At 69.0% G+C, this 26,073-nt stretch carries 26 protein-coding genes and 1 other RNA gene; 11 read left to right on the top strand and 16 right to left on the bottom strand.

Translation table 11 applies throughout. From position 1 onward, the window contains the following. Positions 1-195: 195 nt before the first annotated feature. A complete protein-coding gene (locus AC2YHJ_RS11120) occupies positions 196-819 on the top strand; it encodes a TetR/AcrR family transcriptional regulator (RefSeq protein WP_487396028.1) in 624 nt (207 codons plus the stop codon). Positions 820-878: 59 nt separating this feature from the next. Here the strand turns inward: AC2YHJ_RS11120 and ilvC are convergent, their stop codons facing one another. The 4 genes from ilvC to miaA form a co-directional block, all read right to left on the bottom strand. Beyond that, positions 879-1,895: a ketol-acid reductoisomerase gene (gene ilvC / locus AC2YHJ_RS11115; RefSeq protein WP_487396026.1), complete on the bottom strand. Its 1,017-nt coding sequence runs from the start codon at positions 1,893-1,895 to the stop codon at positions 879-881. A gap of 37 nt (positions 1,896-1,932) precedes the next feature. Next, positions 1,933-2,451, bottom strand: coding sequence for an acetolactate synthase small subunit (ilvN, locus tag AC2YHJ_RS11110; protein ID WP_487396024.1), 519 nt, complete (start codon positions 2,449-2,451; stop codon positions 1,933-1,935). A gap of 12 nt (positions 2,452-2,463) precedes the next feature. Continuing rightward, entirely contained in the window at positions 2,464-4,263 is a 1,800-nt protein-coding gene (locus tag AC2YHJ_RS11105; RefSeq protein ID WP_487396022.1) for an acetolactate synthase 3 large subunit, read from the bottom strand. Between the two features lie 90 nt (positions 4,264-4,353). After that, on the bottom strand, positions 4,354-5,319 hold the full coding sequence (gene miaA, locus AC2YHJ_RS11100) for a tRNA (adenosine(37)-N6)-dimethylallyltransferase MiaA (protein WP_487396020.1): 966 nt from the start codon (positions 5,317-5,319) through the stop codon (positions 4,354-4,356). 23 nt (positions 5,320-5,342) lie between these two features. Here miaA and serB point away from each other — a divergent pair, with 23 nt between their 5' ends. After that, positions 5,343-6,236, top strand: coding sequence for a phosphoserine phosphatase SerB (gene serB, locus AC2YHJ_RS11095; RefSeq protein WP_487396018.1), 894 nt, complete (start codon positions 5,343-5,345; stop codon positions 6,234-6,236). Here the strand turns inward: serB and AC2YHJ_RS11090 are convergent. The 4 genes from AC2YHJ_RS11090 to AC2YHJ_RS11075 form a co-directional block, all read right to left on the bottom strand. Then, complete coding sequence (locus tag AC2YHJ_RS11090; RefSeq protein WP_487396017.1) at positions 6,206-7,894, bottom strand: DUF6311 domain-containing protein; 1,689 nt, start codon at positions 7,892-7,894, stop codon at positions 6,206-6,208. The genes serB and AC2YHJ_RS11090 overlap by 31 nt on opposite strands. Before the next feature lie 59 nt (positions 7,895-7,953). Continuing rightward, positions 7,954-8,973 carry a Bug family tripartite tricarboxylate transporter substrate binding protein gene (locus AC2YHJ_RS11085; protein ID WP_487396015.1) on the bottom strand — a complete coding sequence of 340 codons (1,020 nt, stop codon included), beginning with the start codon at positions 8,971-8,973 and terminating at the stop codon, positions 7,954-7,956. A gap of 83 nt (positions 8,974-9,056) precedes the next feature. After that, positions 9,057-9,815 (bottom strand): SDR family NAD(P)-dependent oxidoreductase, encoded by a 759-nt coding sequence (locus tag AC2YHJ_RS11080; protein WP_487396013.1) that lies wholly within the window; start codon positions 9,813-9,815, stop codon positions 9,057-9,059. A gap of 2 nt (positions 9,816-9,817) precedes the next feature. Continuing rightward, complete coding sequence (locus tag AC2YHJ_RS11075) at positions 9,818-10,543, bottom strand: GntR family transcriptional regulator (protein ID WP_487396011.1); 726 nt, start codon at positions 10,541-10,543, stop codon at positions 9,818-9,820. Positions 10,544-10,640: 97 nt separating this feature from the next. Between AC2YHJ_RS11075 and AC2YHJ_RS11070 the strand changes: the two genes are divergently transcribed. Further along, positions 10,641-11,666 (top strand): ketopantoate reductase family protein, encoded by a 1,026-nt coding sequence (locus AC2YHJ_RS11070; RefSeq protein WP_487396009.1) that lies wholly within the window; start codon positions 10,641-10,643, stop codon positions 11,664-11,666. Positions 11,667-11,748: 82 nt separating this feature from the next. On the opposite strand, the gene AC2YHJ_RS11065 is transcribed toward AC2YHJ_RS11070, so the two are convergent. From AC2YHJ_RS11065 to hflK, 4 genes are all read right to left on the bottom strand, one after another. Next, entirely contained in the window at positions 11,749-13,272 is a 1,524-nt protein-coding gene (locus AC2YHJ_RS11065; RefSeq protein WP_487396007.1) for a DegQ family serine endoprotease, read from the bottom strand. A gap of 107 nt (positions 13,273-13,379) precedes the next feature. Continuing rightward, positions 13,380-13,574, bottom strand: coding sequence for a DUF2065 domain-containing protein (locus tag AC2YHJ_RS11060; RefSeq protein WP_487396006.1), 195 nt, complete (start codon positions 13,572-13,574; stop codon positions 13,380-13,382). Further along, on the bottom strand, positions 13,571-14,548 hold the full coding sequence (gene hflC, locus AC2YHJ_RS11055) for a protease modulator HflC (protein WP_487396005.1): 978 nt from the start codon (positions 14,546-14,548) through the stop codon (positions 13,571-13,573). The genes AC2YHJ_RS11060 and hflC overlap by 4 nt, the downstream gene beginning before the upstream one ends. Next, a complete protein-coding gene (hflK, locus tag AC2YHJ_RS11050) occupies positions 14,545-15,603 on the bottom strand; it encodes an FtsH protease activity modulator HflK (RefSeq protein WP_487396003.1) in 1,059 nt (352 codons plus the stop codon). Before hflK ends, hflC begins: the two co-directional genes overlap by 4 nt. A 349-nt stretch (positions 15,604-15,952) precedes the next feature. On the opposite strand from hflK, the gene AC2YHJ_RS11045 reads away from it, so the two are divergent. Further along, positions 15,953-17,059, top strand: a complete 1,107-nt coding sequence (locus AC2YHJ_RS11045) for an Mrp/NBP35 family ATP-binding protein (protein ID WP_487396001.1) — start codon at positions 15,953-15,955, stop codon at positions 17,057-17,059. Between the two features lie 95 nt (positions 17,060-17,154). Then, entirely contained in the window at positions 17,155-19,011 is a 1,857-nt protein-coding gene (gene ilvD / locus AC2YHJ_RS11040; RefSeq protein WP_487395999.1) for a dihydroxy-acid dehydratase, read from the top strand. A 47-nt stretch (positions 19,012-19,058) separates the two neighbouring features. On the opposite strand, the gene AC2YHJ_RS11035 is transcribed toward ilvD, so the two are convergent. The 4 genes from AC2YHJ_RS11035 to thyX form a co-directional block, all read right to left on the bottom strand. Then, a complete protein-coding gene (locus AC2YHJ_RS11035) occupies positions 19,059-19,517 on the bottom strand; it encodes a hypothetical protein (protein ID WP_487395997.1) in 459 nt (152 codons plus the stop codon). Between the two features lie 69 nt (positions 19,518-19,586). Further along, positions 19,587-19,829, bottom strand: coding sequence for a hypothetical protein (locus tag AC2YHJ_RS11030; protein ID WP_487395995.1), 243 nt, complete (start codon positions 19,827-19,829; stop codon positions 19,587-19,589). Then, entirely contained in the window at positions 19,826-20,431 is a 606-nt protein-coding gene (locus AC2YHJ_RS11025) for an HD domain-containing protein (RefSeq protein ID WP_487395993.1), read from the bottom strand. Before AC2YHJ_RS11025 ends, AC2YHJ_RS11030 begins: the two co-directional genes overlap by 4 nt. Continuing rightward, positions 20,421-21,362 (bottom strand): FAD-dependent thymidylate synthase, encoded by a 942-nt coding sequence (gene thyX / locus AC2YHJ_RS11020; protein WP_487395991.1) that lies wholly within the window; start codon positions 21,360-21,362, stop codon positions 20,421-20,423. The genes AC2YHJ_RS11025 and thyX overlap by 11 nt, the downstream gene beginning before the upstream one ends. A gap of 183 nt (positions 21,363-21,545) precedes the next feature. Between thyX and AC2YHJ_RS11015 the strand changes: the two genes are divergently transcribed. The 6 genes from AC2YHJ_RS11015 to AC2YHJ_RS10990 all read left to right on the top strand — a co-directional run bounded on the left by AC2YHJ_RS11015 (position 21,546) and on the right by AC2YHJ_RS10990 (position 26,070). Then, on the top strand, positions 21,546-22,715 hold the full coding sequence (locus tag AC2YHJ_RS11015) for a M20 aminoacylase family protein (protein WP_487395990.1): 1,170 nt from the start codon (positions 21,546-21,548) through the stop codon (positions 22,713-22,715). A gap of 7 nt (positions 22,716-22,722) precedes the next feature. Further along, positions 22,723-23,044, top strand: a transfer-messenger RNA (tmRNA) gene (gene ssrA, locus AC2YHJ_RS11010). 39 nt (positions 23,045-23,083) lie between these two features. Further along, on the top strand, positions 23,084-23,599 hold the full coding sequence (locus tag AC2YHJ_RS11005; protein WP_487395988.1) for an SspB family protein: 516 nt from the start codon (positions 23,084-23,086) through the stop codon (positions 23,597-23,599). An 85-nt stretch (positions 23,600-23,684) separates the two neighbouring features. Next, a complete protein-coding gene (locus tag AC2YHJ_RS11000; protein ID WP_487395986.1) occupies positions 23,685-25,346 on the top strand; it encodes a fumarate hydratase in 1,662 nt (553 codons plus the stop codon). Continuing rightward, positions 25,343-25,615, top strand: a complete 273-nt coding sequence (locus AC2YHJ_RS10995) for a DUF2798 domain-containing protein (RefSeq protein WP_487395984.1) — start codon at positions 25,343-25,345, stop codon at positions 25,613-25,615. Before AC2YHJ_RS11000 ends, AC2YHJ_RS10995 begins: the two co-directional genes overlap by 4 nt. Further along, on the top strand, positions 25,612-26,070 hold the full coding sequence (locus AC2YHJ_RS10990) for an anthrone oxygenase family protein (RefSeq protein ID WP_487395983.1): 459 nt from the start codon (positions 25,612-25,614) through the stop codon (positions 26,068-26,070). The genes AC2YHJ_RS10995 and AC2YHJ_RS10990 overlap by 4 nt, the downstream gene beginning before the upstream one ends. The last annotated feature ends 3 nt before the right edge of the window (positions 26,071-26,073 follow it).

Genomic DNA, 26,073 nt, shown 5'->3' with positions numbered 1-26,073 from the left:
TCATCCTTGTCTGTCGTTGTTGACGGCGAGGGTGTCGCGCTGAAGGGGCCTTTCTCTCTACCCGTCCCGTGGTGCGGTCCGGTCGGTTTGAGAAAAAGCCCGCGTCTCAAGGCGTTGCGGATAGTTTGGCCGAGGCCCAAACCACCCGGCGTGATTCGGCGCACAAGCCGACTGCACCTGCGGTACAGTCATGCCATGAGCGCAACCACCCTGAAGCGGGAGAGCGCCCGCGACAAGATCCTGGAGTTGGCGGAGGCCGCCGTCCTGCAGAAGGGCTTCGGCGCGACCTCGATCGAGGAACTGATCGCCGGCGCGGGCATCTCGAAGAGCGGCTTTTTCTACCATTTCCCCGACAAGGGCACGCTCGCGAAGGCGCTGCTGCTGCGCTACATCGAACGCGACCGCGTCATCCTCGATGATCTGTTCGCACGCGCGGATGAGTTGAACGACGATCCGCTGCACGGCTTCCTCGTCGCGCTGAAGATGTTCGCCGACATGATGGCGGCGATGACCGAGGTGCATCCCGGCTGCATGGTTGCCTCGGTCTGCTACCAGGAACAACTGTTCGACCGGGAGGTGCGCGCGCTGGCGCGCGAAGCCGCGCTCGCCTGGCGCGTGCGATTCCGCGAAAGGCTGGATGCCATCGCGGCGCGGTATCCGCCGAAGGTGCCAGTCGATCTCGACGCACTCGCTGACATGATTGCCGTGGTGATCGATGGCGGGATCACCATTTCCCGCGTCATGCGCGACCCGCCGCTGCTGGCGCGGCAGGTCGTACTGTACCGTGCGTTTCTGCGCACGGTGTTCCTCGGCACATAGAAGAAAGGCGCCGAGGGTTTCCCCCCGACGCCCTTTTTGCATCCGCGATGCGTCGCGGCTTAGTTCTTCGCCTTGTCCACCAGGGCGTTCTTGCTGATCCAGGGCATCATGGCGCGCAGCTTCGCGCCCACATCCTCGATCGGATGCGCAGCGTTGCGGCGGCGGGTCGCCTTGAAGGAGGCCTGGTTCACCTTGTTCTCGAGCATCCAGTCGCGGGCGAACTTGCCGGACTGGATGTCCTCGAGCACGCGCTTCATCTCGGCCTTGGTCTCGGATGTGATGATGCGCGGGCCGGTGACGTATTCGCCATACTCGGCGGTGTTGGACACCGAGTAGTTCATGTTCGCGATGCCGCCCTCATAGATGAGGTCGACGATCAGCTTCACCTCGTGCAGGCACTCGAAATACGCCATCTCGGGGGCGTAGCCGGCCTCGACCAGCGTCTCGTAGCCGGCGCGGATCAGCTCGACCAAGCCGCCGCAGAGCACGACCTGCTCGCCGAACAGGTCGGTCTCGCATTCCTCCTTGAAGGTCGTCTCGATCACGCCCGAGCGGCCGCCGCCAATGGCGGAGGCATAGGACAGCGCGATTTCCAGTGCATTGCCCGACGGGTTCTGGTGGACCGCGACCAGGCACGGCACGCCGCCGCCCTTCTGGTATTCGCCGCGCACCGTGTGGCCGGGGCCCTTCGGCGCGATCATGAACACGTCGATATCCGTGCGCGGATCGAGCAGGTTGAAGTGCACGTTGAGGCCATGAGCGAAGGCGAGCGCCGCGCCGGGCTTCATGTTGTCGTGCAGGTGGTCGCGGTACAGGTCGCCCTGCAGCTCGTCGGGCGTCAGCACCATGATGACATCGGCCCACTTCGCAGCCTCGGCCGGGGTCATCACCTTGAAGCCGGCCGCCTCGGCCTTCTTCCAGGAACCGCCGGGACGCAGGCCGATGACGACCTCCTTCACGCCGGAATCGCGCATGTTCATCGCATGGGCGTGGCCCTGGCTGCCGAAGCCGATGACGGCGACCTTCCGGGCCTTGATCAGGTTCACATCCGCATCGCGGTCGTAGTAGACGCGCATGGCTGCGCTCTCCTTCTTCTACAGAACGTCCAGAAACTCAGTTGATTCCGCGCGGGCCCCGCGCGATCGCCACCGCGCCGGTCCGCGACACCTCTGCCAGCCCGATGGGCCGCATCAGCGCGCAGAAGGCGTCGATCTTCTCGGCATTGCCGGTCATCTCGAAGACGAAGCTCTCGACGGTGGCATCCACCACCCGGGCGCGGAAGGCATCGGCGAGGCGCAGCGCCTCCATCCGGTGCTCCCCCTTGCCCACCACCTTGATCAGCGCCAGTTCCCGCGTCAGGTGCGGGCCCTCCAGCGTCAGGTCCGACACCTTGTGCACCGGCACGAGGCGGTCGAGTTGCGCCTTGATCTGCTCGATCACCATCTCGGTGCCGCTGGTCACGACAGTGATACGGCTGATCCGCCCGGTCTCATCGACCGGTGCCACGGTCAGGCTGTCGATGTTGTAGCCGCGGCCACTGAAAAGGCCGATGACACGGGCCAGCACGCCGGCCTCGTTCTCCACCAGCACGGCGATGGTCGCCGCGCGCTGCGCGTTCCCGTTCTCCGACATGATACGCGCCCCTCAGACCAGGACCTTGCCTTCGTCGGTGACGCCGGCGACACCACCCTCCTGCTCGGGGCCGAGGATCATCTCGTTATGTGCCGCACCGGAGGGGATCATCGGGAAGCAGTTCTCATCCTTGGCCACCGCGATGTCGGCGATGACGGGTCCGGGATAGGCGATCATTTCGCGGATGCCGGCATCGAGGTCGGCCGGGTCGGTCACGCGGATGCCCTTGGCATGGAAGGATTCCGCGAGCTTCACGAAATCCGGCAGCGCCGCCGAGTAGCTCTCGGAATACCGCCCGCCATGCAGCAGTTCCTGCCACTGGCGGACCATGCCCATGTATTCGTTGTTGAGGATGAACACCTTCACCGGCAGGCGGTACTGCGCGAGCGTGCCCATCTCCTGGATGTTCATCAGGATGGAGGCCTCGCCGGCGATATCGATGCACAGCGCATCCGGGTGCGCGATCTGCACGCCCATCGCCGCCGGCAGGCCATAGCCCATCGTGCCGAGGCCGCCACTCGTCATCCAACGGTTCGGCTTCTGGAAACCGAAGTACTGCGCCGCCCACATCTGGTGCTGGCCAACCTCGGTCGAGATGAAGGTCTCGCGGCCCAGTTCCTTCGTGATCTCGTAGAGCCGCTTCACCGCGTGCTGCGGCTTGATGATCTTGCCTTCCTGGCGATAGCGCAGGCAGTCGATGCCGCGCCATTCGTCGATCTGCCGCCACCAGGTGGTCAGCGCCGCCTTGTCCTGCGCCTGGCCATCCGCCTTCCACGCGGCGATCAGCGCGGCGAGCACGCGGCCGGCATCGCCGACGATCGGCACCTCGACAGGCACGTTCTTGTTGATCGAGGACGGGTCGATATCCGCGTGGATCTTCTTCGACCCCGGCGAGAAGGCGTTGAGCCGGCCCGTCACGCGGTCGTCGAAGCGCGCCCCGATGTTCAGCATGACGTCGCAGTCATGCATGGCGAGGTTCGCCTCGTAGGTCCCATGCATCCCCAGCATGCCGACGAACTGCTTGTCGTCGGCCGGAAAGGCGCCGAGCCCCATCAGCGTGTTCGTGCAGGGGAAGCCCGTCATGTGCACGAAATCAGTCAGCAGGCGCGACGCCTCGGGCCCCGCATTGATCACCCCGCCGCCAGCATAGACAATCGGCCGCTTCGCCCCCTTCAGCAGGGCGATCGCCTTGCGGATCTGCTCGGCGTCCGGCTCGGTCTGCGGGCGGTAGGAACGGTGCTCGTTCTTCGGCGCCTCGGTATAGGGCGCCTTGTTGATCAGGATGTCCTTCGGCAGGTCGATCACGACCGGGCCCGGGCGGCCGGACTTCGCGACGTAGAAGGCCTCATGCACCACCCGAGCGAGGTCTTCCGACTTCTTGACCAGGTAGTTGTGCTTCGTCGCCGGCCGCGTGATGCCGGTAGTGTCGGCTTCCTGGAAGGCGTCATTGCCGATCAAGTGCGTCGGCACCTGGCCGGTCAGGCAGACCACCGGGATCGAATCCAGCAGCGCGTCCACCAAACCCGTCACCGCATTGGTCGCGCCGGGGCCGGAGGTCACCAGCACACAGCCCACCTTGCCGGTGGAACGCGCATAGCCCTCGGCCGCATGCACCGCGGCTTGCTCGTGGCGCACCAGGATGTGGCGGATGGCGTTCTGCTGGAAGATCGCGTCGTAGATCGGCAATACCGCCCCGCCCGGATAGCCGAAGATAACCTCGACGCCGTTGTCCTTGAGCGCGCGCAGGACGACCTCAGCGCCCGACATCGTCAGGGCGGCTTCGGTGCTGGCGGGCTTGGTGGCGGCGGACATCGGGTCTCTCTCTCTTTCCTGACAGGTCGTGCCGCCCGCGAGAGGGTCCCACGGGCGAGGGGGCGTCCTTAGACCTCACGCTGCGGCGCGTCAACGCATCCGATCAACAAAAGCGAAGACGTCGGCACTAAAACTTTCCGAAAATTGCGCCACACCCGCGATACGCGCATGGATCGTATGCGCCCGAGACACATCCGCGAGCGCATGGTGGCGAAACCAGGTCGCCTGCCGCTTGGTGTATTGCCCGGTGTTGAGGATGGCCCGCGCCGAAGCCTCGGCCAAGGTCATCCGCCCGGCCAGATGCGCGGCGAGTTCCGGCACGCCATGCGCGCGCATGGCCGGCAGCGCCGGGTCGAGGCCTTGCGCGACCAGGGCGCGCACCTCCTCGATCGCCCCGGCCGCGAGCATCGCGTCCCAGCGTGCCGCGATGGCCGCGCGCAGCGCATCGCGCGGCGGGTCGATCAGGATGGCCGCGAAGCGCCATGGCGCCGGTCCCGTGCCACCCCCGGCCTGCCAATCAGCGAGGCCCCTGCCCGTGCCTCGCCAGACCTCCCAGGCCCTGGCGATCCGTTGGCTGTCGGAGGGTCGCAGCCGCTCCGCCGTCTCCGGATCGGCCGTCAGCAGCCGCGCATGCAGCGCCGCCGGCCCGTCCTCAGCCAGCAACCGCCGCGCTTCCTCCCGTGCCGCATCCGGGATTGGAGGGATGTCGGACAAGCCCTGGGCCAGCGACGCGAAATAGAGTCCGGTGCCGCCACACAGGATCGGCAAGCGACCGGCCGCCTTGGCTTCCGCCATGGCAACGAGCGCCTCGCCGCGCCACCAGGCGACGCTCGCCGCATCGGCCGCCGGACGCACGCCATAGAGGCGGTGCAGCACCTGCGCTTCCTCGTCTGCCGTCGGGCGGGCCGTGATCACCCGCAGTTCCCGGTACAGTTGCATGCTGTCGGCGTTGATCACGATGCCGCCGAAGCGCTCGGCCAGCGCCAGGGCCAGGGCCGACTTGCCGCTGGCGGTCGGCCCGGCGACCAGCAGCGTGGGCGGTTGATCCGCGGTCATGGCAGGAGCATACCCCCGCGCGCATGGACCATGTTCTGACCCTGATCGCCCTGCCCGGCGGGCTTTCCACCGCGGCGCTGCACACCGCGCGCGACGCGCTCGCCGGTATCGGCGCCACGACCGGCACGCCGGATTGGCTCGCGCCCGGGGAAGCCGCGGACCTGCCCTTCGCCGGCCTGGCGGCCGACCAGGCAGATGCGGCCGCGCGCGCGGCGCTGGCCGGCCAGCCGGTCGATGTCATCGCCCAGGCCGTGGCCGGCCGGCGCAAGCGGCTGCTGATCGCCGACATGGACAGCACCATCGTCACGACGGAAACGCTGGACGAACTCGCCGGCCAGGCCGGCATCAAGGACCGCATCGCCGCCATCACGAAGCGCGCGATGAACGGTGAGCTGGATTTCGAGGGCGCGCTGCGCGAGCGTGTCGGCATGCTGAAGGGCCTGCCCGTCGAGGCCATGCAGCGCACCTGGGAAGAAACCGAGCTGATGCCCGGCGCGCGCGAACTGGTCGCGACGATGCGCAGCAGCGGTGCCCGCTGCGCGCTGGTCTCCGGCGGCTTCACCTTTTTCACCGGCCGCGTCGCCGCGCTGGTCGGGTTCCATGAGCACCACTCGAACACGCTCCTCGAAGCCGATGGCCGGCTGACCGGTCATGTCGCCGACCCGATCCTCGGGCGCAACGCGAAACTCGCCACGCTGAAGCGGCTCGCCGCGGAGGAAGGCATCGGGCTCGACGCGACGCTCGCAGTGGGCGACGGCGCCAATGACCTCGACATGATCCAGGCGGCGGGGCTCGGCGTGGCGTTCCGCGCGAAACCGGTGGTCGCCGCGGCGGCGCGGGCGCGCGTCGAACATGGCGACCTGCGCGCGCTGCTGTTCGCCCAGGGCTATCGCGGGGCGGAATTCGCCGAGGGTTGAAGCCGCCAGGCGGGTGCCAGCACCCAGCGCCCATCGAAGCGTTCCAGCAGGTCGCGCGACGGATCCATCCCGGCGCGGGCGCGGGCCAACGCTTCCGCATCGCCCAGCACGTAGAAGGTGCGCGGCTCGTGCTCGCCGGCCTCGAGACGCTGCGCGACCCGGGCGTTGAGGGCATCCACGGCGCGCGGGTCGAGCCGCGCCAGATAAACCGCATCCGTCTGCAACCCGAGCGTGGCGGCATAGACCGCCACTTCCTCCCAGTTTGTCGCCTGCATGCCGGTCGGCACGACACGAACGAAGGCGTAGCGGCGCGCCGCCTCGGCCCAGAACGGATCGGCCAGGCGCAGCGGCACGGTCGGCGGCTGCGGCATGAAGTAGTCGTGCAGCCGCGCGAAGCCGGGGCGCAGATCGGCTGCCTGCAGCATCAGCGCGGCGAACAGCACGAAGCCGGCGCGCCTGCCGCCGAGCCGCCGCACCAACGCGACGCAGGCGCCAAACAACGCGGTGTAGAGCACAGGCCAGAAGAAGCGCTCCGACGCGCGCAGCGCATCGGCGTGGGCGACGATCCAGTCGGGCAGCGGGATGACCGCGAACACCCGCCCGCCGATAGCGACGCGGTGCGACACCGCCAGCAGCAGCAGCCCGGCCAGCACCAGGATCAGCATGCGGTATCGCCGCAGCAGCGTGCCGCGTGGCCCCAGCATCCAGGCGATCAGCCCCGCCACGAGCACCGCCAGCGCACCAAGCCCAGGATAGGAGAGCCCCGCTTCGAGATGGTCGGCCGTCGTGATGTCGGGCAGCAGGGCGCTCCAGTAGCCGCCGTCGAAGGGCGCGAGCAGGTCGAGCTGCATCTGCCCATAGCCACCCCAGGTGCCGCCGAAGCCGCCGCCGAGCAGGAAGAAGCCGCCCGCCCACAGCCCGGCAATGCCCGATGCTGGCGCGGCGAGCGCCTCGGCCACGGTCCGCCAGCCACCGCGCCGCGCCGGATCGCCGGCCCGCGCCAGCCAATCCGCAGCCCAAAGCGCGCCGACCATCGGCAGGATATAGGCCTGGACCATCGCCGCCGCGGCCATCAGCGCCGCCCAGGCCAGCATCCGGCGGATCCCCGCCCCCGGCACGACGCAGAGCCACAGCCCCGCCAGCAGCAGGAACTGCCCGCCAAGAGCGAAATGCCCACCCAATCGCCCCAGCAGCAGGGGCTGCAGGACGAACAGACCCGCCCCGGCCAGCCGCGCCAGCGGGTCCCGCGTCACCCGCCCGATCAGCGCCCAGGCGATCAGCGCCTGCAATGCGCCGCAGCCGTAGATCCACAGGCCCCAGTACTGTGTGACCTCGACGACCGGCCACAGCGCCTTGAAGGCGAAGGCGAGCAAGGGAATGGAATCGGAATAGAAGACCGAGGAGGCCAGTTCCATGCCCCAGCCGGGATTGGCCCCCGGCGGCAGGTGCCAAGCGTCCCTCGCGAAGGCCGTCCAGCCCAGCCAGTACTGCACGGGATCGGGGCCGATCCGCCCCGACAGCATCCAGCCCGTGTCACTGGGCGGCAGGATATGCCCGCCGAAGGCGGAGTAGATGACGAACAGCCCGAGCAGGGCCGCGGCCAGCCCGCCGATCCAATCGGCGGGGCCGTCCTGCGGCGTCGGAACGGACTCGGTCATGCGCATCGCGGGGCACCATCAGTGCCCCGCGTGTCGAAACAACGGCGGGCGGGGCGCCCCTATTCGACCCGGGCGCCCGATGCGCGCACCAAGGGCGCCCAAGCCACCACCTCATCGGCGACGTAGGCCGCGAAGCGCTGCGGCGTCCAACCGCGCATCGGCGGGGTGCCCATGTCGTTGAAACGGGTGGAGGTGGTGGGATCGGCCAGCGCCTGCTCGATCGCCGCGGCCATGCGCGTGACGACCGGCTCCGGCAGGTTCGCCGGCCCGAAGATGCCGTACCAGGAATAGGCCTTGTAGTCGGGCAGTCCGACCTCAGCCGCCGTCGGCACGTCCGGCAGCAAGGTGGAGCGCTCCGCCTGGTTCACAAACAGCACCTTCGCCTGGCCGGCCTCGTGGAACGGCTTGAGCAGGGAGGGGATGTCGTGGGTGAACTGCGTCTCGCCCGCGATCAGCGCCGTGAAGCTCGCCCCGGCGCCGCGATAGGGCACGTGCTCCGCCCGCGCGCCCACGTGGCTGAGGAAGTTCGCGCTGGCGATGTGCCCTGTCGTGCCGATGCCGGAACTGCCATAGGAATACGCCCCCGGCCGCGCCTTCAGCGCCGCGACGAACGCATCGAGCGTGCGTACGTCCCAGCCCTTCGTCGTGACCGCGAGGCTGGTCGGGATGAACACGGTCGGCGCGATCGCCGTCAGGTCGCGCACGGGATCATAGGGCAGGTTCGCGTACAGCGTCGCAGCGATGCCTGTCGAGGACAGCGTGGCCAGCACGAAGGTATAGCCGTCCGGGGCCGACTTCGCGACGAAGTCGGTGCCGAGCGTACTGCCCGCGCCTGGGCGGTTCTCGATGACCACGTTCTGGCCCAGCACCTCGCCGAGCTTCGGCGCCAGCATGCGCATGGTGACATCGGTGCCGCCGCCGGTCGCGAAGGGCACGATGATGCGGATTGGCCGGTTCGGCCAGGCGCCGGACTGCGCCCGCACGATGCCGGGCGCGGCCACCAGCCCGGCGGCGCCGGCGAGTATGACGCGCCGGCGCATCGACACCGGCTGGCTGAGGGTGATGGGCGTCGGCTTCATCGTGATGGTCCCTTCCGGATCGGGGGGAGGAAATGGATGGTCGTGATATGGCGTTGTTGTTCGTGCGGCGGCACCGGCAAGCGTCAGAAGGACCCGCCATTGACGGGCAGCACCTGCCCCGTGACGTAGTCGGCAAGGTCGGACGCGAAGAACAGCACCGCCTTGGCGATGTCCTCCGCGCTCCCCATGCGCCGCAGCGCCAGGCCGTCGATGACGCGCTTCTGGCCCTCGGCGCCGTAGCTGTCCCATTGGCTGCGCGTGCCCGGCGAGACGGCGAACAGCCCGGGTGCCACCGCATTCACCGTGATGCCGAACGGCCCGAGTTCCTGCGCCATCTGCCGCGTGAAGCCAACCATCGCGTGCTTCGCGCTGGTATAGGCCTGCAGCCCGGTGCGCGAGGCGCGCAGCCCCGCGCCCGAGCTGATGTTGACGATGCGCCCCGCCCCGGCCCGCTTCATCCCCGCCGCCGCGGCGCGAACGGTCAGGAAGGCGGCATCGAGGTTCACGTCGAGGATGGCACGCCAATCCTCGTATCGCGTCTCCTCGATCGGGGCGAAGCGGCGACCGAGCACGCCGCCGGCATTGTTGACGAGCACGCCGACCGGCCCGGACGCGGCCTCGATGCCGGCGACCCACCCGGCGACCGCGTCATGGTCCGTCAGATCGACGACCGCCGTGATGATGCCTGACAGCCCGGCGGCCGTCTCGGCCAGGCCCGCCGCATCCAGGTCCATCGCAAAGACCTGCGCGCCACGCCGGGCGAAGGCCCGTGCCGTCGCCTGGCCGAAGCCCGTCGCGGCACCCGTGATGGCCACGACCCGGCCGGTGAATTCGAGGTCCACGCTCACTCTCCCTTCTGGATGGCGATGCGCCGCCGGCGGTCCTGCGCCGCCCCGCGCGCGCGTTCCGCCAGAACGATCAGGGCCAGTTCGGCCGCTGCCTCGATGTGGCGGATACTGGCGCGCTCGCTGGTGTCGGCATCGCGCGCGGCGATGGCTTCGGCGATGGCGCGGAGTTCCACGACGCTCTGCGCGGTCCGCCCCGGCCAGCGTGTCGAGCTGAACCGGTACAGCGCCAAGCGGTTGTGGATGGTGCCGAGCGCCTGGCGCAGCGCCTCATTCCCCGCACCGTCCAGCAGCACTGCGTAGAAGTCCGCATTGGCGTCCATCACGCCGGAGATCTGCCGCTGCAGCCAGGCCTGCTCCAACGCATCGACGGCGCGCAGCAGGGCTTCCGCCTGCGCCGGCGTGCCGCGCTGCGCACAGAGCCGTCCAGCCTGGCCCTCCAGCATGGCGCGCAGTTCGTAGAGGTCCCGGGTTTCCCGTTCGGTCAGCACGGCGACGGTCGGCCCGCGATGCGGCACGACCGTGATCAGCCCTTCGGCCTCCAGCTGGCGCACCGCCTCCCGCACCGTGGTGCGGCCGACGCCGGTGAGCTCGCCCAGCATGCGGTCCGGAAGCCGCTGGCCCGGCAGCAACTCGCCCGCCACGATGGCCGCACGGATCTGCTCGGCCGCCGTCTGGCGGACGGAGAGGGTCTGCGGATCCGAAAGGGTGGCGCTGCTCGACACGGCGCGGCAGCCTGCGACCGTGTCTGCCGATCGTCAACCTGATTGACAGACAATCTGTCACGCCTGACCCTGACCACACAGGCAAGGGACGACAGCCATGGCGGATTCCATCGTGATCTGGGGCTCGGGGGCGATCGGCGGCACGATCGGCGCCCATCTGGCCCGCGCCGGGCACGAGGTGCTGTTTGTCGACGCTGTTCCGGAGCACGTCGCAGCGATCGAAGCCGGGCGCCTGACCATCGAGGGCCCGGTGGCGCAGTTCACCACCGGCGGCCGCGCCGCCACCCCCGACCGGGTCACCGGGCGGCACAAGCTGATCATCCTTGCGGTGAAGGCCCATCACACCGAGGCCGCGACGCGCGCCCTTGCCCCCCACCTTGCCGAGGACGGTGCCGTCGTCTCCTGCCAGAACGGGCTGAACGAGCTGGTGATTGCCGACATCGTCGGGCGACAGCGCACCATCGGCGCCTTCGTCAATTTCGGCGCGGATTACCTCGAGCCCGGCCGCATCATGTACGGCGTGCGCGGCGCCGTCGTGGTCGGCGAGCTGGATGGCTCACGCACGCCCCGCATCACCACGCTCCACGCCGCGCTGCGCGACAGCTTCGAACCCGATGCGGTGCTGAGCGACAACGTCTTCGGCTACCTCTGGGGCAAGGCCGGCTATGGCGCGATCCTGAAATCATCCGCGCTGACCAATGATTCCATCGCCGACTTCATCGCCGACCCCGCGCGCAAGGCGTTGGTGATCGGCCTGGTGCGGGAGATCCTGTCGGTGGCCGCGGCGGAGAAGGTCGCACCGCTCGGCTTCGACGGCTTCGACCCCACACCCTTCGCCGGCACCGACATGGCGGCGATCGAGGCGACCATGGCGCGCATGGTCACCTACAATCGCGGCTCAGCGAAATCGCATAGCGGCATCTGGCGCGACCTCGCGGTGCGCAAGCGGCCGACGGACGTCGCGGCGCAGCTCGCACCGGTACGCGCGGCAGCACGCCGGCATGGCGTGCCGACGCCGCTCGCCGACAAGCTGGTGGAGCTGATCACTGGGATCGAACAGGGACGGCTGGAGCAGGGCGGAGCCTTGGCCGATGCGCTGGGGGCACTCGCGCCGCCGCTGTAAAGACACGGAGGGGGCGTTGCCCCCTCCGAACCACCCCCACCAAAGGGCAGTGCCCTTTGGAATGCCGTGACTTGGTGCCCGTTTAGCCCGGGGCGCCGCGTTCGCCGCGCAGGCGCAAGGGCACGAAGCGCTGGCCGCCCGCGCCTTCCACCCCGAACAGAGCGACGCCACGGTTCTGCTGGCGCAGCCGGGCGATGCGCTCCTGCACCTCGGCCGGTGTCGCCACACGCTCCTGCTGCACCTCGACGATCACGTCGCCGGGCCGCAGTTCCCGCTCAGCGGCGGGGCTGTTCGGCGCCACCTCGACGATCACGACGCCGCGCTGCTCGGGCCGCAGGTTGAAGCGCTGGCGCAGCTCATCGGTGATCGGCGCCACCAGCAGGCCAAGGCCGGTCAGTTCCACCGGACGTTCCGGCTGCGGCGGGGTCGGCGTGCTGCCGCCAGCCGCCTGCGCCTGATCCGCCGGCAACTCGCCGAGCGTGATGGTGACCGTCTCCTCCTTGCCGTCGCGCCAGATCACGACGGGCACCTGCACGCCCACGTTGTTGTCGGCGACGATCCGCGGCAGGTTGCGCATCTCCCGCACATCGACGCCGTTGAAGCGCAGGATGACGTCGCCCGAGCGGATGCCGCCCGCCGCCGCCGGCCCGCCTTCCTGCGCGCGAGCGACAAGAGCACCACGGGCACCGTTGGGCAGGCGCAGCGCCTCGGCGATCTCGTCCGTCACTTGCTGGATGTTCACGCCGAGCCAGCCGCGCCGCACGCGCCCGCCGTCGCGAAGCTGCGCGACGATGCGCTGGGCGAGGTTGGACGGGATCGAGAAACCGATGCCGATCGACCCACCCGACGGCGAGTAGATCGCGGTGTTGATGCCGACCACCTGGCCGGCCATGTTGAACAGCGGGCCGCCGGAATTGCCGCGGTTGATCGCCGCATCGGTCTGGATGAAGTCGTCATACAGGCCCTGCCGGATGTCGCGACCGCGCGCCGAGACGATGCCCGCCGTCACCGAGCCGCCGAGGCCGAAGGGGTTGCCGATCGCAAGCACCCAGTCGCCGACCTGCGCTTCGTCGGAATTGCCGAAGGTGACCGCGGTCAGCGGCTTGTCCGTGCGGATGCGTAGCACCGCGATGTCGGTGCGCGGGTCGGTGCCGAGCAGCTCAGCGCGGATCGTGGTGTTGTCGGACAGGATAACGTTGATCTCATCCGCGCCGTCGATGACGTGGTTGTTCGTCACCACGATGCCCTGCTGCGCATCGATGATGAAGCCCGAGCCGAGCGACTGACCGCGGCGCTGCGGGCGCTGCTGCGGCGTCTGCGGCCCCTCACCCTGGCCGGGCGGGCGGTTGCGGTTGAAGAAGTCGCGGAAGAATTCCTCGAACGGACTGCCAGGCGGGGCCTGCGGCATCTCTGGCGCATCGGGCCGGCCGGGCCGGGCCTGCACCGCCTGGGTGGTCGAGATGTTGACCACGGCGGGCAGCAACTGGCGCGCCAGGGGCGCGAAGGTTTCCGGCGCACGCTGCGCGTCGGCGGGCGAGGCGATCGCGGCGATCGCCAGAGAAGCGGACAGGAACAGAGCAGCGAAGCGCACGGTCGGGAACCTCATGCGGAATGATCCGGGTCGGGTCGAGGACGAAGGATGTGGCGATCCGGATGTCGGATGGAAGCCGGTATCATGCAACGAAATGCTGCCCGAACGCCATGAATGGCCATTCACCCACCCTTGAGCATCCAGGCGAGCGCGACACCCAGCACGGCCGCGACCAGCCCGCCCAGCCGCAACCGCTGCTCCGGCGCCTCGGCGAGCGTCATGAGCGCGCGGCGCATCGCGGCGGGTGCCAGGGCATAGGCCATGCCCTCCAGGGCCAGCACGACGGCCACGCCCTGGAGGAGTCCGGTCAGCGTCACTGCGGCGCCGGCGCGCCCGTGGCCGGAGCAGGCGCCGGCGACCGGGCCGCGGCGGGCGCAGGCGTCGTTGCCGTCGCCCCCGCGGGTGCCGGCGACACCGGCGCTTCGGGCCGTCCGCCGCTGCCGCGGAAGTAGCGGAAGAACTCGGAATCAGGCGTCATCACCATGCGGGTGTGCCCTTCCGAGAAGGCCTCGCGATAGGCCTGCATGCTGCGCCAGAACTGGAAGAACTCGATGTCGCGGCTGAATGCCTCGGCCACGATGCGGATCGCTTCCTGTTCGCCCTGGCCGCGCAGGACGTCGGACTGCGCCTGCGCCTCGGCGAGCAGCACGGTGCGCTCGCGCTCCGCGCCGGCACGCACGCGCTGGGCCACTTCGGCACCTTCCGCGCGGGCTTCCCGGGCGACGCGTTCACGCTCGGACTGCATGCGCGACAGGATCGCCTGGGTGTTCTCCTCCGGCAGGTCGGCGCGGCGGATGCGCACATCCACCACCTCGATGCCGAACTGCCGTGCCTCGGCGTTCACCTGGCCGCGGATTTCACCCATGATGCGCGGACGGTCGGTGGACAGCACCGACAGCAGCGGCTCGTTGCCCAGCACGCGGCGCAGGGACGACGATACGATCGAGTTCAGCCGCGCGCGGATGCCTTGCTCGGTCGCGCCGACCGTTTGGTAGAACACCAGCGGGTTGGTGATGCGGTAGCGCGTGAAGCTGTCCACGATCAGCCGGCGCTGGTCGCCCAGGATCACTTCCTCGCCCGGCGCGTCGAAGTCGAGCAACCGGCGGTCGAAGGTGATGACCGACTGGATGAAGGGCAACTTCACATGCAGGCCCGGGCTCTCGATGACCCGGATCGGCTCGCCGAACTGCGTGATCAGCACCTGCTGCGTCTGGTGCACGGTGAACAGCGACGACGCCGCCGTGACGACGACGGCCGCGAGCGCCCCGAGGGCGATGAAAGAGCGGTTCATCGCGGCGCCCCCTGCTGGGTGCGGGGCTGGACGGCGGTGCCGCTGCCAGGCGGCAGGGGTGCCGGCCGCACCGTCGGCAGCGTGCCCTGTTGCGGGCGCGGGACAGCAGCACCTTCGCCGAGCGGCAGGAAGGGCACCACGCCCTGCAGCCGGTCATCGACGATCACCATCGGGTTGCGCCGCAGGATGTCCTCCATCGTCTCGAGATAGAGGCGGCGCACGGTCACGTCCTGCGCCGCCTGATAGGCGGTGAGCACCGAGGTGAAGCGCGCGGCCTCACCTCGTGCGCGGGCGATCTGGCTTTCGCGCACGCCCTGGGCTTCCTGCACGATGCGCTCGGCCTCGCCGCGGGCGCGGGGGATGATGTCGTTGCGGAAGGATTCCGCCTCGTTGCGGGCGCGCTCGCGATCGGCATTGGCGCGCTGCACATCGCGGAAGGCATCGACCACCTGCGCCGGCGGATCGACCTTCTGCAGCTGCACCTGCGTGATCTCGATGCCCGCGTGGTACTGGTCCATGATCGCCTGAGTGCCCCGCAGCACCTCCTGCTCGATCTGCGCGCGCGCCTCGGTCAGCGCGGGCTGGATCGGCGTGCGGCCGATCACCTCGCGCATCACGGATTCGGCCGCGGACTTCACGGTGGCTTCCGGGTTACGGGTGTTGAACAGGAAATCGCCGGCATTGCGGATGCGCCAGAACACCGCGACGTCGATGTCGATGATGTTCTCGTCGCCAGTCAGCATGAGCGATTCGGCCAGCACGTCGCGCGCCGGCTGCACCCGGCCGGACACGACGCCCACCTCCGGCGTGCCGATGAAGCCGATATCGACGCGGTTGATGCGCGTCACGCGCGGCGTCGTCACCGTCTCGACCGGCCAGGGGACGTGATAGTTCAGGCCCGGGAAGGCGACACGGTTGAATGCGCCAAAGCGCATCACCACGCCCTGTTCGTCCGGCTGCACGCGATAGAAACCCGAGGCACCCCAGAAGGCCACCAACACCAGACCGAGAAGGATCAGCCCCTTCCCCCCGCCCCTTGGCAGGTACCGGCGCACGGCGTCTTGCGCCTGGCGGATCATGTCATCGAGGTCGGGTCCGCGCCCACCGCCGGAGGGGCCACCGGGACCGCCGCCACCGGGCGGGGGCGGCGAGCCCCACGGCCCACCGGGCTTGGGGTTTCCCCAGGGACTCTGACCGCCGCTGTTGTTCCAGGGCATTCGACGTTGGGCCTCCGCGTTCGATTCCAGGTGGTGACGTCGCGCCCGGCGCCTGCCATGTGGGGATGCATGGAACGCCGCGGCCGACCATATGCGTGCCGGCCGGGCCGCCGGGGGGCGACCCGTTTGAAGCGTCAACCTCGCCCGGCGGAGGCGATATTGTCCAGTAACGAGGGCTTTTCAAGCGATGGCTGAGACTCTGGCGGAAGCAGTGACGGCGGCCCTGAGATCCGTGAAGGACCCCGCGACGGGGCGCGACGTGGTCTCCGCGGGCATGGTCCAGGGCCTCGCGGTGCGTGACGGGCTGGTGCAGTTCTCCCTCGAAGTGCCGCGCGAGCGCGCCGCGCAGATGGAACCGGTGCGCGCCGCCGCCCAGGAGGCCGCCGCATCCGTCCCCGGCGTGTTGAACGCGACGGTCGTGCTGTCCGCGCACCGGGAGGCCGCGCCGCAGCCGGCCACACCACGCCAGGCTGCCAAGGCGCCCTCGGGCCAGGGACCGATGCTGCTGCCTGAGGTCGGCGCTATCGTCGCCGTCGCCTCCGGCAAGGGCGGCGTCGGCAAATCCACCACGGCGGTCAACCTCGCGGTCGCCCTGGCGATGCAAGGCCTCAAGGTCGGGCTGCTGGACGCCGACATCTACGGGCCGTCCCTACCGCAGATGCTCGGCACGCGGGAACGCCCGCGTTCGACCGGCAACCGCATCACGCCGCTGTCCCGCTGGGGGCTGAAGGCGATGTCGATCGGCTTCCTGGTCGATGAGGAAACGCCGATGATCTGGCGCGGCCCGATGGTGATGGGCGCGCTGGAACAGATGATGGGCCAGGTCGAGTGGGGTCCGCTCGACATCATGATCGTGGACATGCCGCCGGGGACCGGTGATGCCCAGTTGACCATGTCCCAGCGCGTGCCCCTGGCCGGGGCGGTGATCGTTTCCACGCCGCAGGATGTCGCGCTGCTCGATGCCCGGCGCGGCGTGCGGATGTTCGAGAAGGTGAACGTCCCCGTCCTCGGGCTGATCGAGAACATGTCCTACTATTGCTGCCCGAACTGCAACCACCGCGCCGACCTGTTCGGCCATGGCGGCGCGAAGCGCGAAGCGGAACGGCTCGGCGTCGAGTTCCTGGGCGAATTGCCACTGAAGCTCGCCATCCGGGAACTGGCCGATGCCGGCACGCCGATCGTGACCGCGAGGCCGGAGACGGAAGAAGCCGCGACCTATCGCCGCATCGCCGCGCGGGTGTGGGAGAAGGCGCGTGCGAAGGCCGAGGCCGGGCCCGCCATCGTGGTCGACTGACCCCGTTTTGGCGCGGGCGGCCTTCCGCGCTACACCCTCGCCCAATGGCGGCCGGCACCCCCTGCCCGGCCGCCTCCGCGACGAGGAAGCCCAGCATGCCGCAGTACCGTTCCCGCACCACCACCCATGGCCGCAACATGGCCGGCGCGCGGGGCCTCTGGCGCGCGACGGGAATGAAGGACGGGGATTTCGGCAAGCCGATCATCGCCATCGCCAATTCCTTCACCCAGTTCGTCCCCGGCCATGTCCACCTCAAGGACCTCGGCCAGCTGGTCGCGCGGGAGATCGAGAAGGCCGGTGGTGTGGCCAAGGAATTCAACACCATCGCGGTCGATGACGGCATCGCCATGGGCCATGACGGCATGCTCTACAGCCTGCCCTCGCGTGAGCTGATCGCCGATGCCGTGGAATACATGGTCAACGCGCATTGCGCGGATGCGCTGGTCTGCATCTCCAACTGCGACAAGATCACGCCGGGCATGCTGATGGCCGCGATGCGGCTGAACATCCCGACCGTCTTCGTCTCGGGCGGACCGATGGAGGCCGGCAAGGTCGTCCATCGCGGCGTGAAGCGGTCGGTCGACCTGATCGACGCCATGATCGTCGCGGCCGACAGTTCCGTCACCGATGAGGAAGTGCAGGTGATCGAGCGGTCGGCCTGCCCGACCTGCGGGTCCTGCTCGGGCATGTTCACCGCCAATTCGATGAACTGCCTGACCGAGGCGCTGGGCCTCGCGCTTCCGGGCAACGGCACCGTCGTCGCGACGCATGCAGATCGCGAGCAGCTGTTCCTCGAAGCCGGGCGCCGCATCGTCGAGATCACCCGCCGCCACTACGAGACCGACGACGCGACCGTCCTGCCGCGCGCCATCGCGACGCGCACCGCCTTCGAGAACGCGATGACGCTCGACATCGCCATGGGTGGTTCGACCAACACGGTACTGCACCTGCTCGCCGCGGCGCAGGAGGGCGAGGTACCCTTCGCCATGGCCGATATCGACCGGCTGTCCCGCCGCGTGCCGGTGCTGTGCAAGGTGGCACCCTCCGTGCAAAACGTGCATGTCGAGGACGTCCATCGCGCCGGCGGCATCATGGGCATCCTCGGCGAGCTCGACCGCGCCGGGCTGATCGACACCTCCGTCTCCCGCGTCGATGCGCCGAACCTCGCCGAGGCGCTGGCCGAATGGGACGTGAAGCGCAGCCCGACCGAGGCGGTGCAGACCTTCTTCCGCGCGGCCCCCGGCGGCATCCCGACCACCGTCGCCTTCAGCCAGTCGGCGCGCTGGGATGACCTCGACAGCGACCGCGAGAAGGGCGTGATCCGCGATCTCGAGCACGCCTTCTCGAAGGATGGCGGGCTCGCCGTGCTCTACGGCAACATCGCGGAGGAAGGCTGCATCGTGAAGACGGCGGGGGTCGATGCGTCCATCCTGAAATTCACTGGGCCGGCGCGCGTCTTCGAAAGCCAGGATGCGTCCGTGGAAGCCATCCTCGGCGGCGCGGTGAAGGCCGGCGACGTGGTGCTGGTGCGCTACGAAGGCCCGCGCGGCGGCCCGGGCATGCAGGAGATGCTGTATCCGACGAGCTACCTGAAGTCGAAGGGCCTCGGCAAAGCCTGCGCGCTGGTCACCGATGGGCGCTTCTCGGGTGGGTCCTCAGGCCTGTCGATCGGGCATTGCTCGCCCGAGGCGGCCGAGGGCGGGCTGATCGGCCTGGTCGAGGATGGCGACACCATCGAGATCGACATTCCGAACCGCCGCCTGCACCTCGCTGTGTCGGACGCTGTGCTGGCACAGCGCCGCGCGGCGATGGAAGCGAAGGGTGCTGAAGCTTGGCAGCCGGCGGCACCGCGCAAGCGCAACGTCACCGCGGCGCTGAAGGCCTATGCCGCGCTGACCACCAGCGCGTCGCGCGGTGCGGTGCGCGATGTCTCGGGCGTCCGCCGCCGCTGAGCAAGCCGCCCCGGCCGCGGGAGAAGAACGCGGCCGGGGTGCACGACCTAACCGATGCGGGGGGCAGGCACCGGCAGGCCGAAGCGCGATGCGACGGACAGGATCTCCTGCCGGTGCGCATAGGCGACGAAGACGCCCATGCACCAGGTGAAGATCGCTTCCTTGAACAGCTGGCCGCCATCACCGTAGGGGTCGATTCCGATCGGCCCGATGGTGTGGAAGAAGATCGCGCCGGACATCAGCCCGATCGTCAGCAGCCCACCCCAGGCCCGCGTCCAGGGTATCAGCACCAGCACCGAGGCGAGGATCTCCATGCTCGCGACCGTCAGCCGGAACGGCTTCTCATAGGCCGGGATGCCGAACCAGGTAGCGAGCGGCTGGAAGATGTATTCGACCGACCCCGGATGGCCGGTCAGCTTGTACTGCTCGTACCAGAGGAACTCATAGGCGATCCAGAATGCCGCCGGCCAGGCGAGCAGGCGCAGGATGCGGTCGGTGCGGGTCATCGCGGGCTTCCCAGGGGATGGTCTGCCCGGGATTTCGCCATCGCTGCGCAGATGGTTACGCGCGCGGCGTCACCGGGTCTGCGTCATCCGCCCCACGACGAAGCCGAAGGCGAAGGTGCCGAGCAGGATCGCCCCCACCTCCCCCACCAGCGCATGCATCAGCGGCAGGCCCACCAGCAGCGCGAAGCAGAAGCCGCCGATGAAGATCCAGCGCCGCGTCGAAGGCCCGAGGGCCGCCCAGCGGCTCGCCGCCGCCTTCTTTGTGCGCCCCCGCGGCTTCGGCGCCGCACGGGTCTTCGCGCTGCCGCTCATGCCACCGGGCCGAGCAGTTCGGCCTCTTGCGCGCGTTCGTAGAGCCGGCCGATCAACGTGGCGAAGACCGGATCGACCGCCATCGCCGGACCCATGCGCGGCAGGGTGTCGGCACGGGTGACGCCATGCTCCCGCCAGGCCTGGCCACCGGACAGCACATTCTGGAGGAACCCCTGCATGCGGTCACAGGCTATGGCGAAGCGGGCCTCGGGGGTCTCGCCGGCCTCGAATTCCTCCCACAGCGCGCGCAGCCGGCTGCCGAGTTCCGCCGGCAGCAGCCCGAAGACCACCGCCGCCGCGGCTTCTTCCCGCGCGGCCTGGCTGGCGCGGCCGGCGGCGTCATAGGCGAAGGTGTCGCCGGCCTCAATCTCCACCAGGTCGTGGATCGCCACCATGGTCAGCGCGCGGCCGAGATCGACCGGCCCCGCCATCTCCGCATGCAGCAGCACGCCGATCAGCGCGACGGACCAGCAATGCTCCGCGCTGTTCTCCCGCCGCGTCGCGCCATCGGGCAGCACGACGCGCCCACGGCGCTCGACCGACTTCAGCCGGTCGACGACCGCGAGGAAGTCGAGGATCGCCGCGGCACGTTCAGCCTGCATCGCGGCCGAGCGTTTCCATCAGTTCCCGCCATTCGCGCTTGGACAGGCCGGACCCTTCCTGCGTGACGGCCTCCCCGGCCAGCATGCGCTTCACGATGCCCATCATCTGCGCCGACAGCGTCACGGCGCCGAGTCGATAGTCGCGGAAGGCATCGAAGGCCATCGGCACCCAGGCCTTCACCGTGTCCAGCATCGCCTCGGCATAGACGCGGATCTCGTACTGCGCGTGCGCGTCGGCACGCAGGGACAGGAAGTGCAGCAGATTGTGCAGGTCGGTCTTCCAATACCACTGCGTATAGGCGTTGAGCGTGAGGTTCATGCGCGCCAGTTCCCGCGCCAGCCCCTGCCGGCCGGGATCGCGCGGCGCGCCGTCGTCGTCCTCGTTCAGCATGTCGAGATAGTGGTCGTAGTTGCGCGTCGCATCCTCGCGCAGCAGGTCGAGCACGCGGGCCGCCTCGGCCCCCTGCAGCACGTCGCCGCGGCCCTGCCGGTTCACCGCGGATTGCGCGGCGAGCTGATCCGGCGCCGGGATGTAGAATTCCCGGTCCAGGATTGAATAGCGCGCGGAATATTCGTTCACATTGGCCGTGCGGTGCCGGATCCACTGCCGCGCGATGAAGATCGGCAGCTTCACGTGGTACTTGATCTCGCACATCTCGAAGGGCGTGGAGTGGCGATGCCGCATCAGGTAGCGGATCAGGCCGCGATCCTCATTCGCCGCGCGCGTGCCGCGGCCATAGGACACCCGCGCCGCCTGCACGATGGCGGCGTCGTCGCCCATGTAGTCGATCACCCGCACAAAGCCGTGGTCGAGCACGGGGATGGCCTGGAAGAGCATCGCCTCCAGCGCCGGCACGCTCGGGCGGCGCGTGCGGCCCTCGGCGGCGCGCGCGGCCTCGATCTCCTGCTGCTGTTCGTCGGTCAGCGCCATCGCGATCCCCTCTCACCAGACCGCCTAATAGGCGGGGCGCGGAGTCGGGCGCCAGAGCAGGATTGGAGGGGCGCCGCCCCTCCAGACCACCCCGTCAGGGGGCAACGGCCCCCTGGACCGCGGGATATTGGCGCCTGCGGGCAGGGGGTGCAGCATGGCGGCAAATCCATTTCGGGAGCCGCCATGTCACCGCTCGACGCCATCCGCCGCGACCATGCCGAACTGACCGTCATCCGGCAGGATTTCCATGCGCATCCGGAACTCGGCATGAACGAGCACCGGACGGCCGAGATCGTTGCACGGAAGTTGGAATCCTGGGGGATCGAGGTGCATCGCGGGGTCGGCGTCACCGGCGTGGTCGGCGTGCTGCGCAACGGCACCGGCAACCGCGCCATCGGCCTGCGCGCCGACATGGACGCCCTGCCGATCGAGGAACTGAACGACGTCGGCTACCGCAGCACCACCAAGGGCGTGATGCATGCCTGCGGCCATGACGGGCACACCACCATGCTGCTTGGCGCCGCCAAGTACCTGGCCGAGACGCGCAATTTCGACGGCATCGTCCATTTCATCTTCCAGCCCGGCGAGGAAGGCTGCGGCGGCGCGCTGGCGATGCTCGAGGACCGGCTGTTCGAACGTTTCCCCTGCGATGCCATCTACGGCATGCACAACCGCCCCGGCATGCCGGTCGGGCAATACGGCATCCGGACCGGCCCGACCGCGGCCGGCGGCGCCTTCTTCGACATCCTGGTCTCGGGCAAAGGGGCGCATGGCGCGCGGCCGGAGGCCAGCATCGACCCGGTGCTCGCCGCCTGCCACATCACCACGGCGCTGCAGTCGATCGTCAGCCGCACCCTTTCCCCGCGCGACCCCGCCGTCGTCAGCGTGACCAAGGTGCTGGGCGGGGAGGCGTACAACGTCATCCCCGAGACCGCGACCATCTCCGGCACCGCGCGCTTCTTCACCCGCGAGGTCGGCGAGCAGATCGAGGAGTCGATGCGCCGCGTCGCCGAGGGCGTGGCCGCCGGCTTCGGCGCGACCGCGGCCCTGTCCTGGCGGCTGATCTTCGCGCCCACCATCAACGACGCCACCCAGACGGAAGCCTATGCCGAGGCCGCCGCGGAGCTCGTGGGCACGGAGAAGGTCGCGCGCGACAACCCGCCCGGCATGGGGTCGGAGGATTTCTCCTTCATGATGGAGAAGGTCCCCGGCGCCTATATCCATGTCGGCAACGGGCCGGGTGCCATGCCGCACAACCCGCGATACCAGTTCAATGACGAGACGATCCCCTATGGCGCGGCGCTCTATGCCCGCGTGGTGGAACGCGGGCTGTCTCGCGACGGCGAAGGTTGATCGAAATCCCCTCGAAATCCGCAACGCACTCGCCTATATGAACCGCGTCACCTCGGTGACTATGGCGATAAACGGCGTATGGAATAAGCGTTGCGGACCCGGGGGCGGTACCCGGCGCCTCCACCATCATCCGGCCAGTATCGTGGCCGGCGGAGGGGGGCGAAATAGGCTCGACGCGCGCGGTAAAGATCCGTCTTTTGCCCGGCATGGTACCGCCGTCATCGGACCAAATCACAAGTGCCAACGATAACAGCCGCGAGGCTGTGGCGCTCGCTGCCTAAATAGGTAAGCGCGGTTCGGGGGGCACCGGGCAACAGAAGCCCCCCACTTCCCTTTGCATCACGCCGCGTCCGGGCCTAGATGGCCGCATGAGCGACGACGCCGCACCACCCGAGAGCCTGCTGCCCTACGATGTCTGGGCCGAGGAAGCCCTGCGCGAGGTCGCCATCCGCGCGATCGAGAGCGCGGCCGCCGACGGCCTGCCGGGCGAGCACCATTTCTACCTGACCTTCCGGACCGACCATCCCGGGACCAGCGTGCCGGGCCACCTCAAGGCCCGTTACCCGCAGGAGATCACCATCGTCCTGCAGCACCAGTTCGAGGATCTGCGCGTCGATCGCGCCGCCGGCCGCTTCGAGGTGACGCTGTTCTTCGGCGGCGTTCCGTCGCGCCTAGTGGTGCCCTTCGGCGCCCTGACCATGTTCCACGACCCCCATGTCCGCTTCGGCCTGCGCTTCCCCGTCCTCGGCATGGACCAGCCGGTGATGGAGGACGTGCCGGAGGAGGAGACGCCCGCCGCCGCACCGGCTGAGGAACCCCCCGCCGGCCCGGCCCAGGTGGTCAGCCTCGATGCCTTCCGCCGCAAGCCGGCCAAGGATGGCTGATGCGCGGGCGCGCCTGTTGGCGCCCCACCCCCGCCTGCGCTAGACCCGGCACGCTGCGCGCCCGTTGCGCGCCCGGAGACCGCGCATGACCCCGCCCCTCGACGCTGCCAGCCCCGCCCGCCCGGAAGGCTACCGCTTCAGCACAATGTTCCCGCTGGGCGAGGACGCCACGCCCTATCGCGAGCTCGACATCGGCGGCGTCTCGGTCATCGAGGTGGACGGCAAGAAGGTTCTCAAAGTCAAGCCGGAGACGCTGTCCGAACTCGCCTTCCAAGCCTGCCACGAGGTCTCCCACCTGCTGCGCCCGGCGCACCTCCAGCAGCTCGCCAATATCCTGAAGGACCCGGAAGCGAGTGCGAATGACCGCTTCGTCGCGCTCGACCTGCTGAAGAACGCGAACATCGCCGCTGGCGGCGTGCTGCCGATGTGCCAGGACACCGGCACGGCGATCGTCTTCGGCAAGAAGGGCCAGCGCGTCTGGGTCGAGGGCGATGAGGAGGAGGCGCTGTCCTACGGCGTCGCGCGCACCTACACCGAGACCAACCTGCGCTACTCGATGATGGCGCCGATCTCGATGTTCGAGGAGACGAATTCCGGCAACAACCTGCCGGTCGAGTTCTCCATCATGGCGCAGCCCGGCGAGCATCACGCCGATGAGATGCACCTGATGTTCATCCTCAAGGGCGGCGGATCGGCGAACAAGACCTTCCTGTACCAGCAGACCCGCGCGGTGCTGAACAAGCCGAAGCTGCTCGCCTTCATCGAGGAGAAGATCAAGACGCTCGGCACCTCGGCCTGCCCGCCCTATCACCTGTCCATCGTGATCGGCGGCACCTCGGCGGAGATGAACCTCAAGACGGTGAAGCTCGGCTCCACCAAGTGGCTCGATGCGCTGCCGACCAAGGGCGACAAGTCCGGCCACGCGATCCGCGACACCGAACTGGAAGCCGAGATCCACAAGCTGACGCAGAACCTCGGCATCGGCGCGCAGTTCGGCGGCAAGTATTTCTGCCATGACGTGCGGGTGATCCGCATGGCGCGGCACGGCGCCTCGCTGCCGATCGGCATCGGCGTGTCGTGCAGCGCCGACCGCCAGATCAAGGCGAAGATCACGCCGGAGGGCGTGTTCATCGAGCAGCTCGAGCACGAGCCCGCGCATTACCTGCCCGAGCACACCGAGGACATCCTCGGCGGCGAGGTCGTGAAGATCGACCTCAACCGCCCGATGGAGGAGATCCGCGCGACGCTGTCGCAATATCCGGTGAAGACGCGCGTCTCGCTGACCGGCACCATCGTGGTGGCGCGCGACATCGCTCATGCGAAGCTGCAGGAACGCATCGACGCGGGCCAGGGCCTGCCGCAATACATCAAGGACCACCCGGTCTATTACGCCGGCCCGGCCAAGACGCCGCAGGGCTATGCCACCGGCTCCTTCGGCCCGACCACGGCGGGGCGGATGGATTCCTATGTCGAATCCTTCCAGGCCCATGGCGGGTCGCTGGTCATGCTGGCCAAGGGCAATCGATCGAAGCAGGTGCTCAACGCCTGCAAGAAATATGGCGGCTTCTATCTCGGTTCGGTCGGCGGGCCGGCGGCGCGGCTTGCCCAGGACTGCATCCGCAAGGTCGAGGTGCTGGAGTACCCCGAACTCGGCATGGAGGCGGTGTGGCGCATCGAGGTCGAGGATTTCCCGGCCTTCATCGTCGTCGATGACAAGGGCAACGACTTCTACGAGGGGTTGGAGTGAGCGAGACTGGGACACGCCGGCTGCCGGCACGCTTCGCGCCGCTGGCCACCGGCTTCTTCCTGACTTTCATCATGACCTTCGTGGTCTCCGGCGTCTCGACCGTGCTGGCCCTGGGGCCGACGACGGAGGTGCTGGACCGCTGGCCGACGGCCTGGGCAACATCCTGGGTCATCGCCTTCCCTACGGTGCTGATGGTCCTGCCCTTCGTGCGGCGCCTGGTGACGCGGATCGTCAAGGTTCCGTTGGGACACGAGGAGAAGGTGCGATGACAAGCCTGGTCGCCCTCCTCCATGCCGCCGCGATCCTCGCCGCCGGGCTTTTCTGCACCTTCTCGACGGTGGTCATGCGCGGGCTGGACACGGCGCCCGCGCCGGCGGCGATCCGCGCCATGCAGCGGATCAATGACGGGATCCGCACGCCGGTCTTCGATTTCTACTTCTTCGGGGCGCTGCTGCTGCCCCTGCTCCTTGCCATCGCCGCGCTGGCCGATGGGCAGGCCCGGCTCGCCGGATGGGCCGCGGCGGCCTTCGTTGCCTATGGGCTCGGAACCTTCGCGGTCACTATCCTCGCGAACGTGCCGCTCAACCTGCGCCTGGCGCCGCAGGATCCGGACGGCCCCGGGGCCGCGGCGGCGTGGCGTGCCTACTCGGTGCCCTGGACCGCATGGAACCATCTTCGTAGCCTCTCCTCCCTGCTCGCCTGCGCCCTGTTGATCCTGGCGTAGGAC

It is taken from the genome of Roseomonas sp. SRI_022, assembly GCF_057586215.1.
Note: the sequence above shows the minus strand (reverse complement) of the source record. Positions and strands in the feature narration are given on the sequence as shown.

Coding starts and splice junctions, on each gene's coding strand:
- AC2YHJ_RS11120 (WP_487396028.1), top strand. CDS start 196: ATGAGCGCAACCACCCTGAAGCGGGAGAGCGCCCGCGACAAGATCCTG.
- ilvC (WP_487396026.1), bottom strand. CDS start 1,895: ATGCGCGTCTACTACGACCGCGATGCGGATGTGAACCTGATCAAGGCC.
- ilvN (WP_487396024.1), bottom strand. CDS start 2,451: ATGTCGGAGAACGGGAACGCGCAGCGCGCGGCGACCATCGCCGTGCTG.
- AC2YHJ_RS11105 (WP_487396022.1), bottom strand. CDS start 4,263: ATGTCCGCCGCCACCAAGCCCGCCAGCACCGAAGCCGCCCTGACGATG.
- miaA (WP_487396020.1), bottom strand. CDS start 5,319: ATGACCGCGGATCAACCGCCCACGCTGCTGGTCGCCGGGCCGACCGCC.
- serB (WP_487396018.1), top strand. CDS start 5,343: ATGGACCATGTTCTGACCCTGATCGCCCTGCCCGGCGGGCTTTCCACC.
- AC2YHJ_RS11090 (WP_487396017.1), bottom strand. CDS start 7,894: ATGACCGAGTCCGTTCCGACGCCGCAGGACGGCCCCGCCGATTGGATC.
- AC2YHJ_RS11085 (WP_487396015.1), bottom strand. CDS start 8,973: ATGAAGCCGACGCCCATCACCCTCAGCCAGCCGGTGTCGATGCGCCGG.
- AC2YHJ_RS11070 (WP_487396009.1), top strand. CDS start 10,641: ATGGCGGATTCCATCGTGATCTGGGGCTCGGGGGCGATCGGCGGCACG.
- AC2YHJ_RS11065 (WP_487396007.1), bottom strand. CDS start 13,272: ATGAGGTTCCCGACCGTGCGCTTCGCTGCTCTGTTCCTGTCCGCTTCT.
- hflC (WP_487396005.1), bottom strand. CDS start 14,548: ATGAACCGCTCTTTCATCGCCCTCGGGGCGCTCGCGGCCGTCGTCGTC.
- AC2YHJ_RS11045 (WP_487396001.1), top strand. CDS start 15,953: ATGGCTGAGACTCTGGCGGAAGCAGTGACGGCGGCCCTGAGATCCGTG.
- ilvD (WP_487395999.1), top strand. CDS start 17,155: ATGCCGCAGTACCGTTCCCGCACCACCACCCATGGCCGCAACATGGCC.
- AC2YHJ_RS11035 (WP_487395997.1), bottom strand. CDS start 19,517: ATGACCCGCACCGACCGCATCCTGCGCCTGCTCGCCTGGCCGGCGGCA.
- AC2YHJ_RS11030 (WP_487395995.1), bottom strand. CDS start 19,829: ATGAGCGGCAGCGCGAAGACCCGTGCGGCGCCGAAGCCGCGGGGGCGC.
- AC2YHJ_RS11025 (WP_487395993.1), bottom strand. CDS start 20,431: ATGCAGGCTGAACGTGCCGCGGCGATCCTCGACTTCCTCGCGGTCGTC.
- thyX (WP_487395991.1), bottom strand. CDS start 21,362: ATGGCGCTGACCGACGAACAGCAGCAGGAGATCGAGGCCGCGCGCGCC.
- AC2YHJ_RS11015 (WP_487395990.1), top strand. CDS start 21,546: ATGTCACCGCTCGACGCCATCCGCCGCGACCATGCCGAACTGACCGTC.
- AC2YHJ_RS11005 (WP_487395988.1), top strand. CDS start 23,084: ATGAGCGACGACGCCGCACCACCCGAGAGCCTGCTGCCCTACGATGTC.
- AC2YHJ_RS11000 (WP_487395986.1), top strand. CDS start 23,685: ATGACCCCGCCCCTCGACGCTGCCAGCCCCGCCCGCCCGGAAGGCTAC.
- AC2YHJ_RS10990 (WP_487395983.1), top strand. CDS start 25,612: ATGACAAGCCTGGTCGCCCTCCTCCATGCCGCCGCGATCCTCGCCGCC.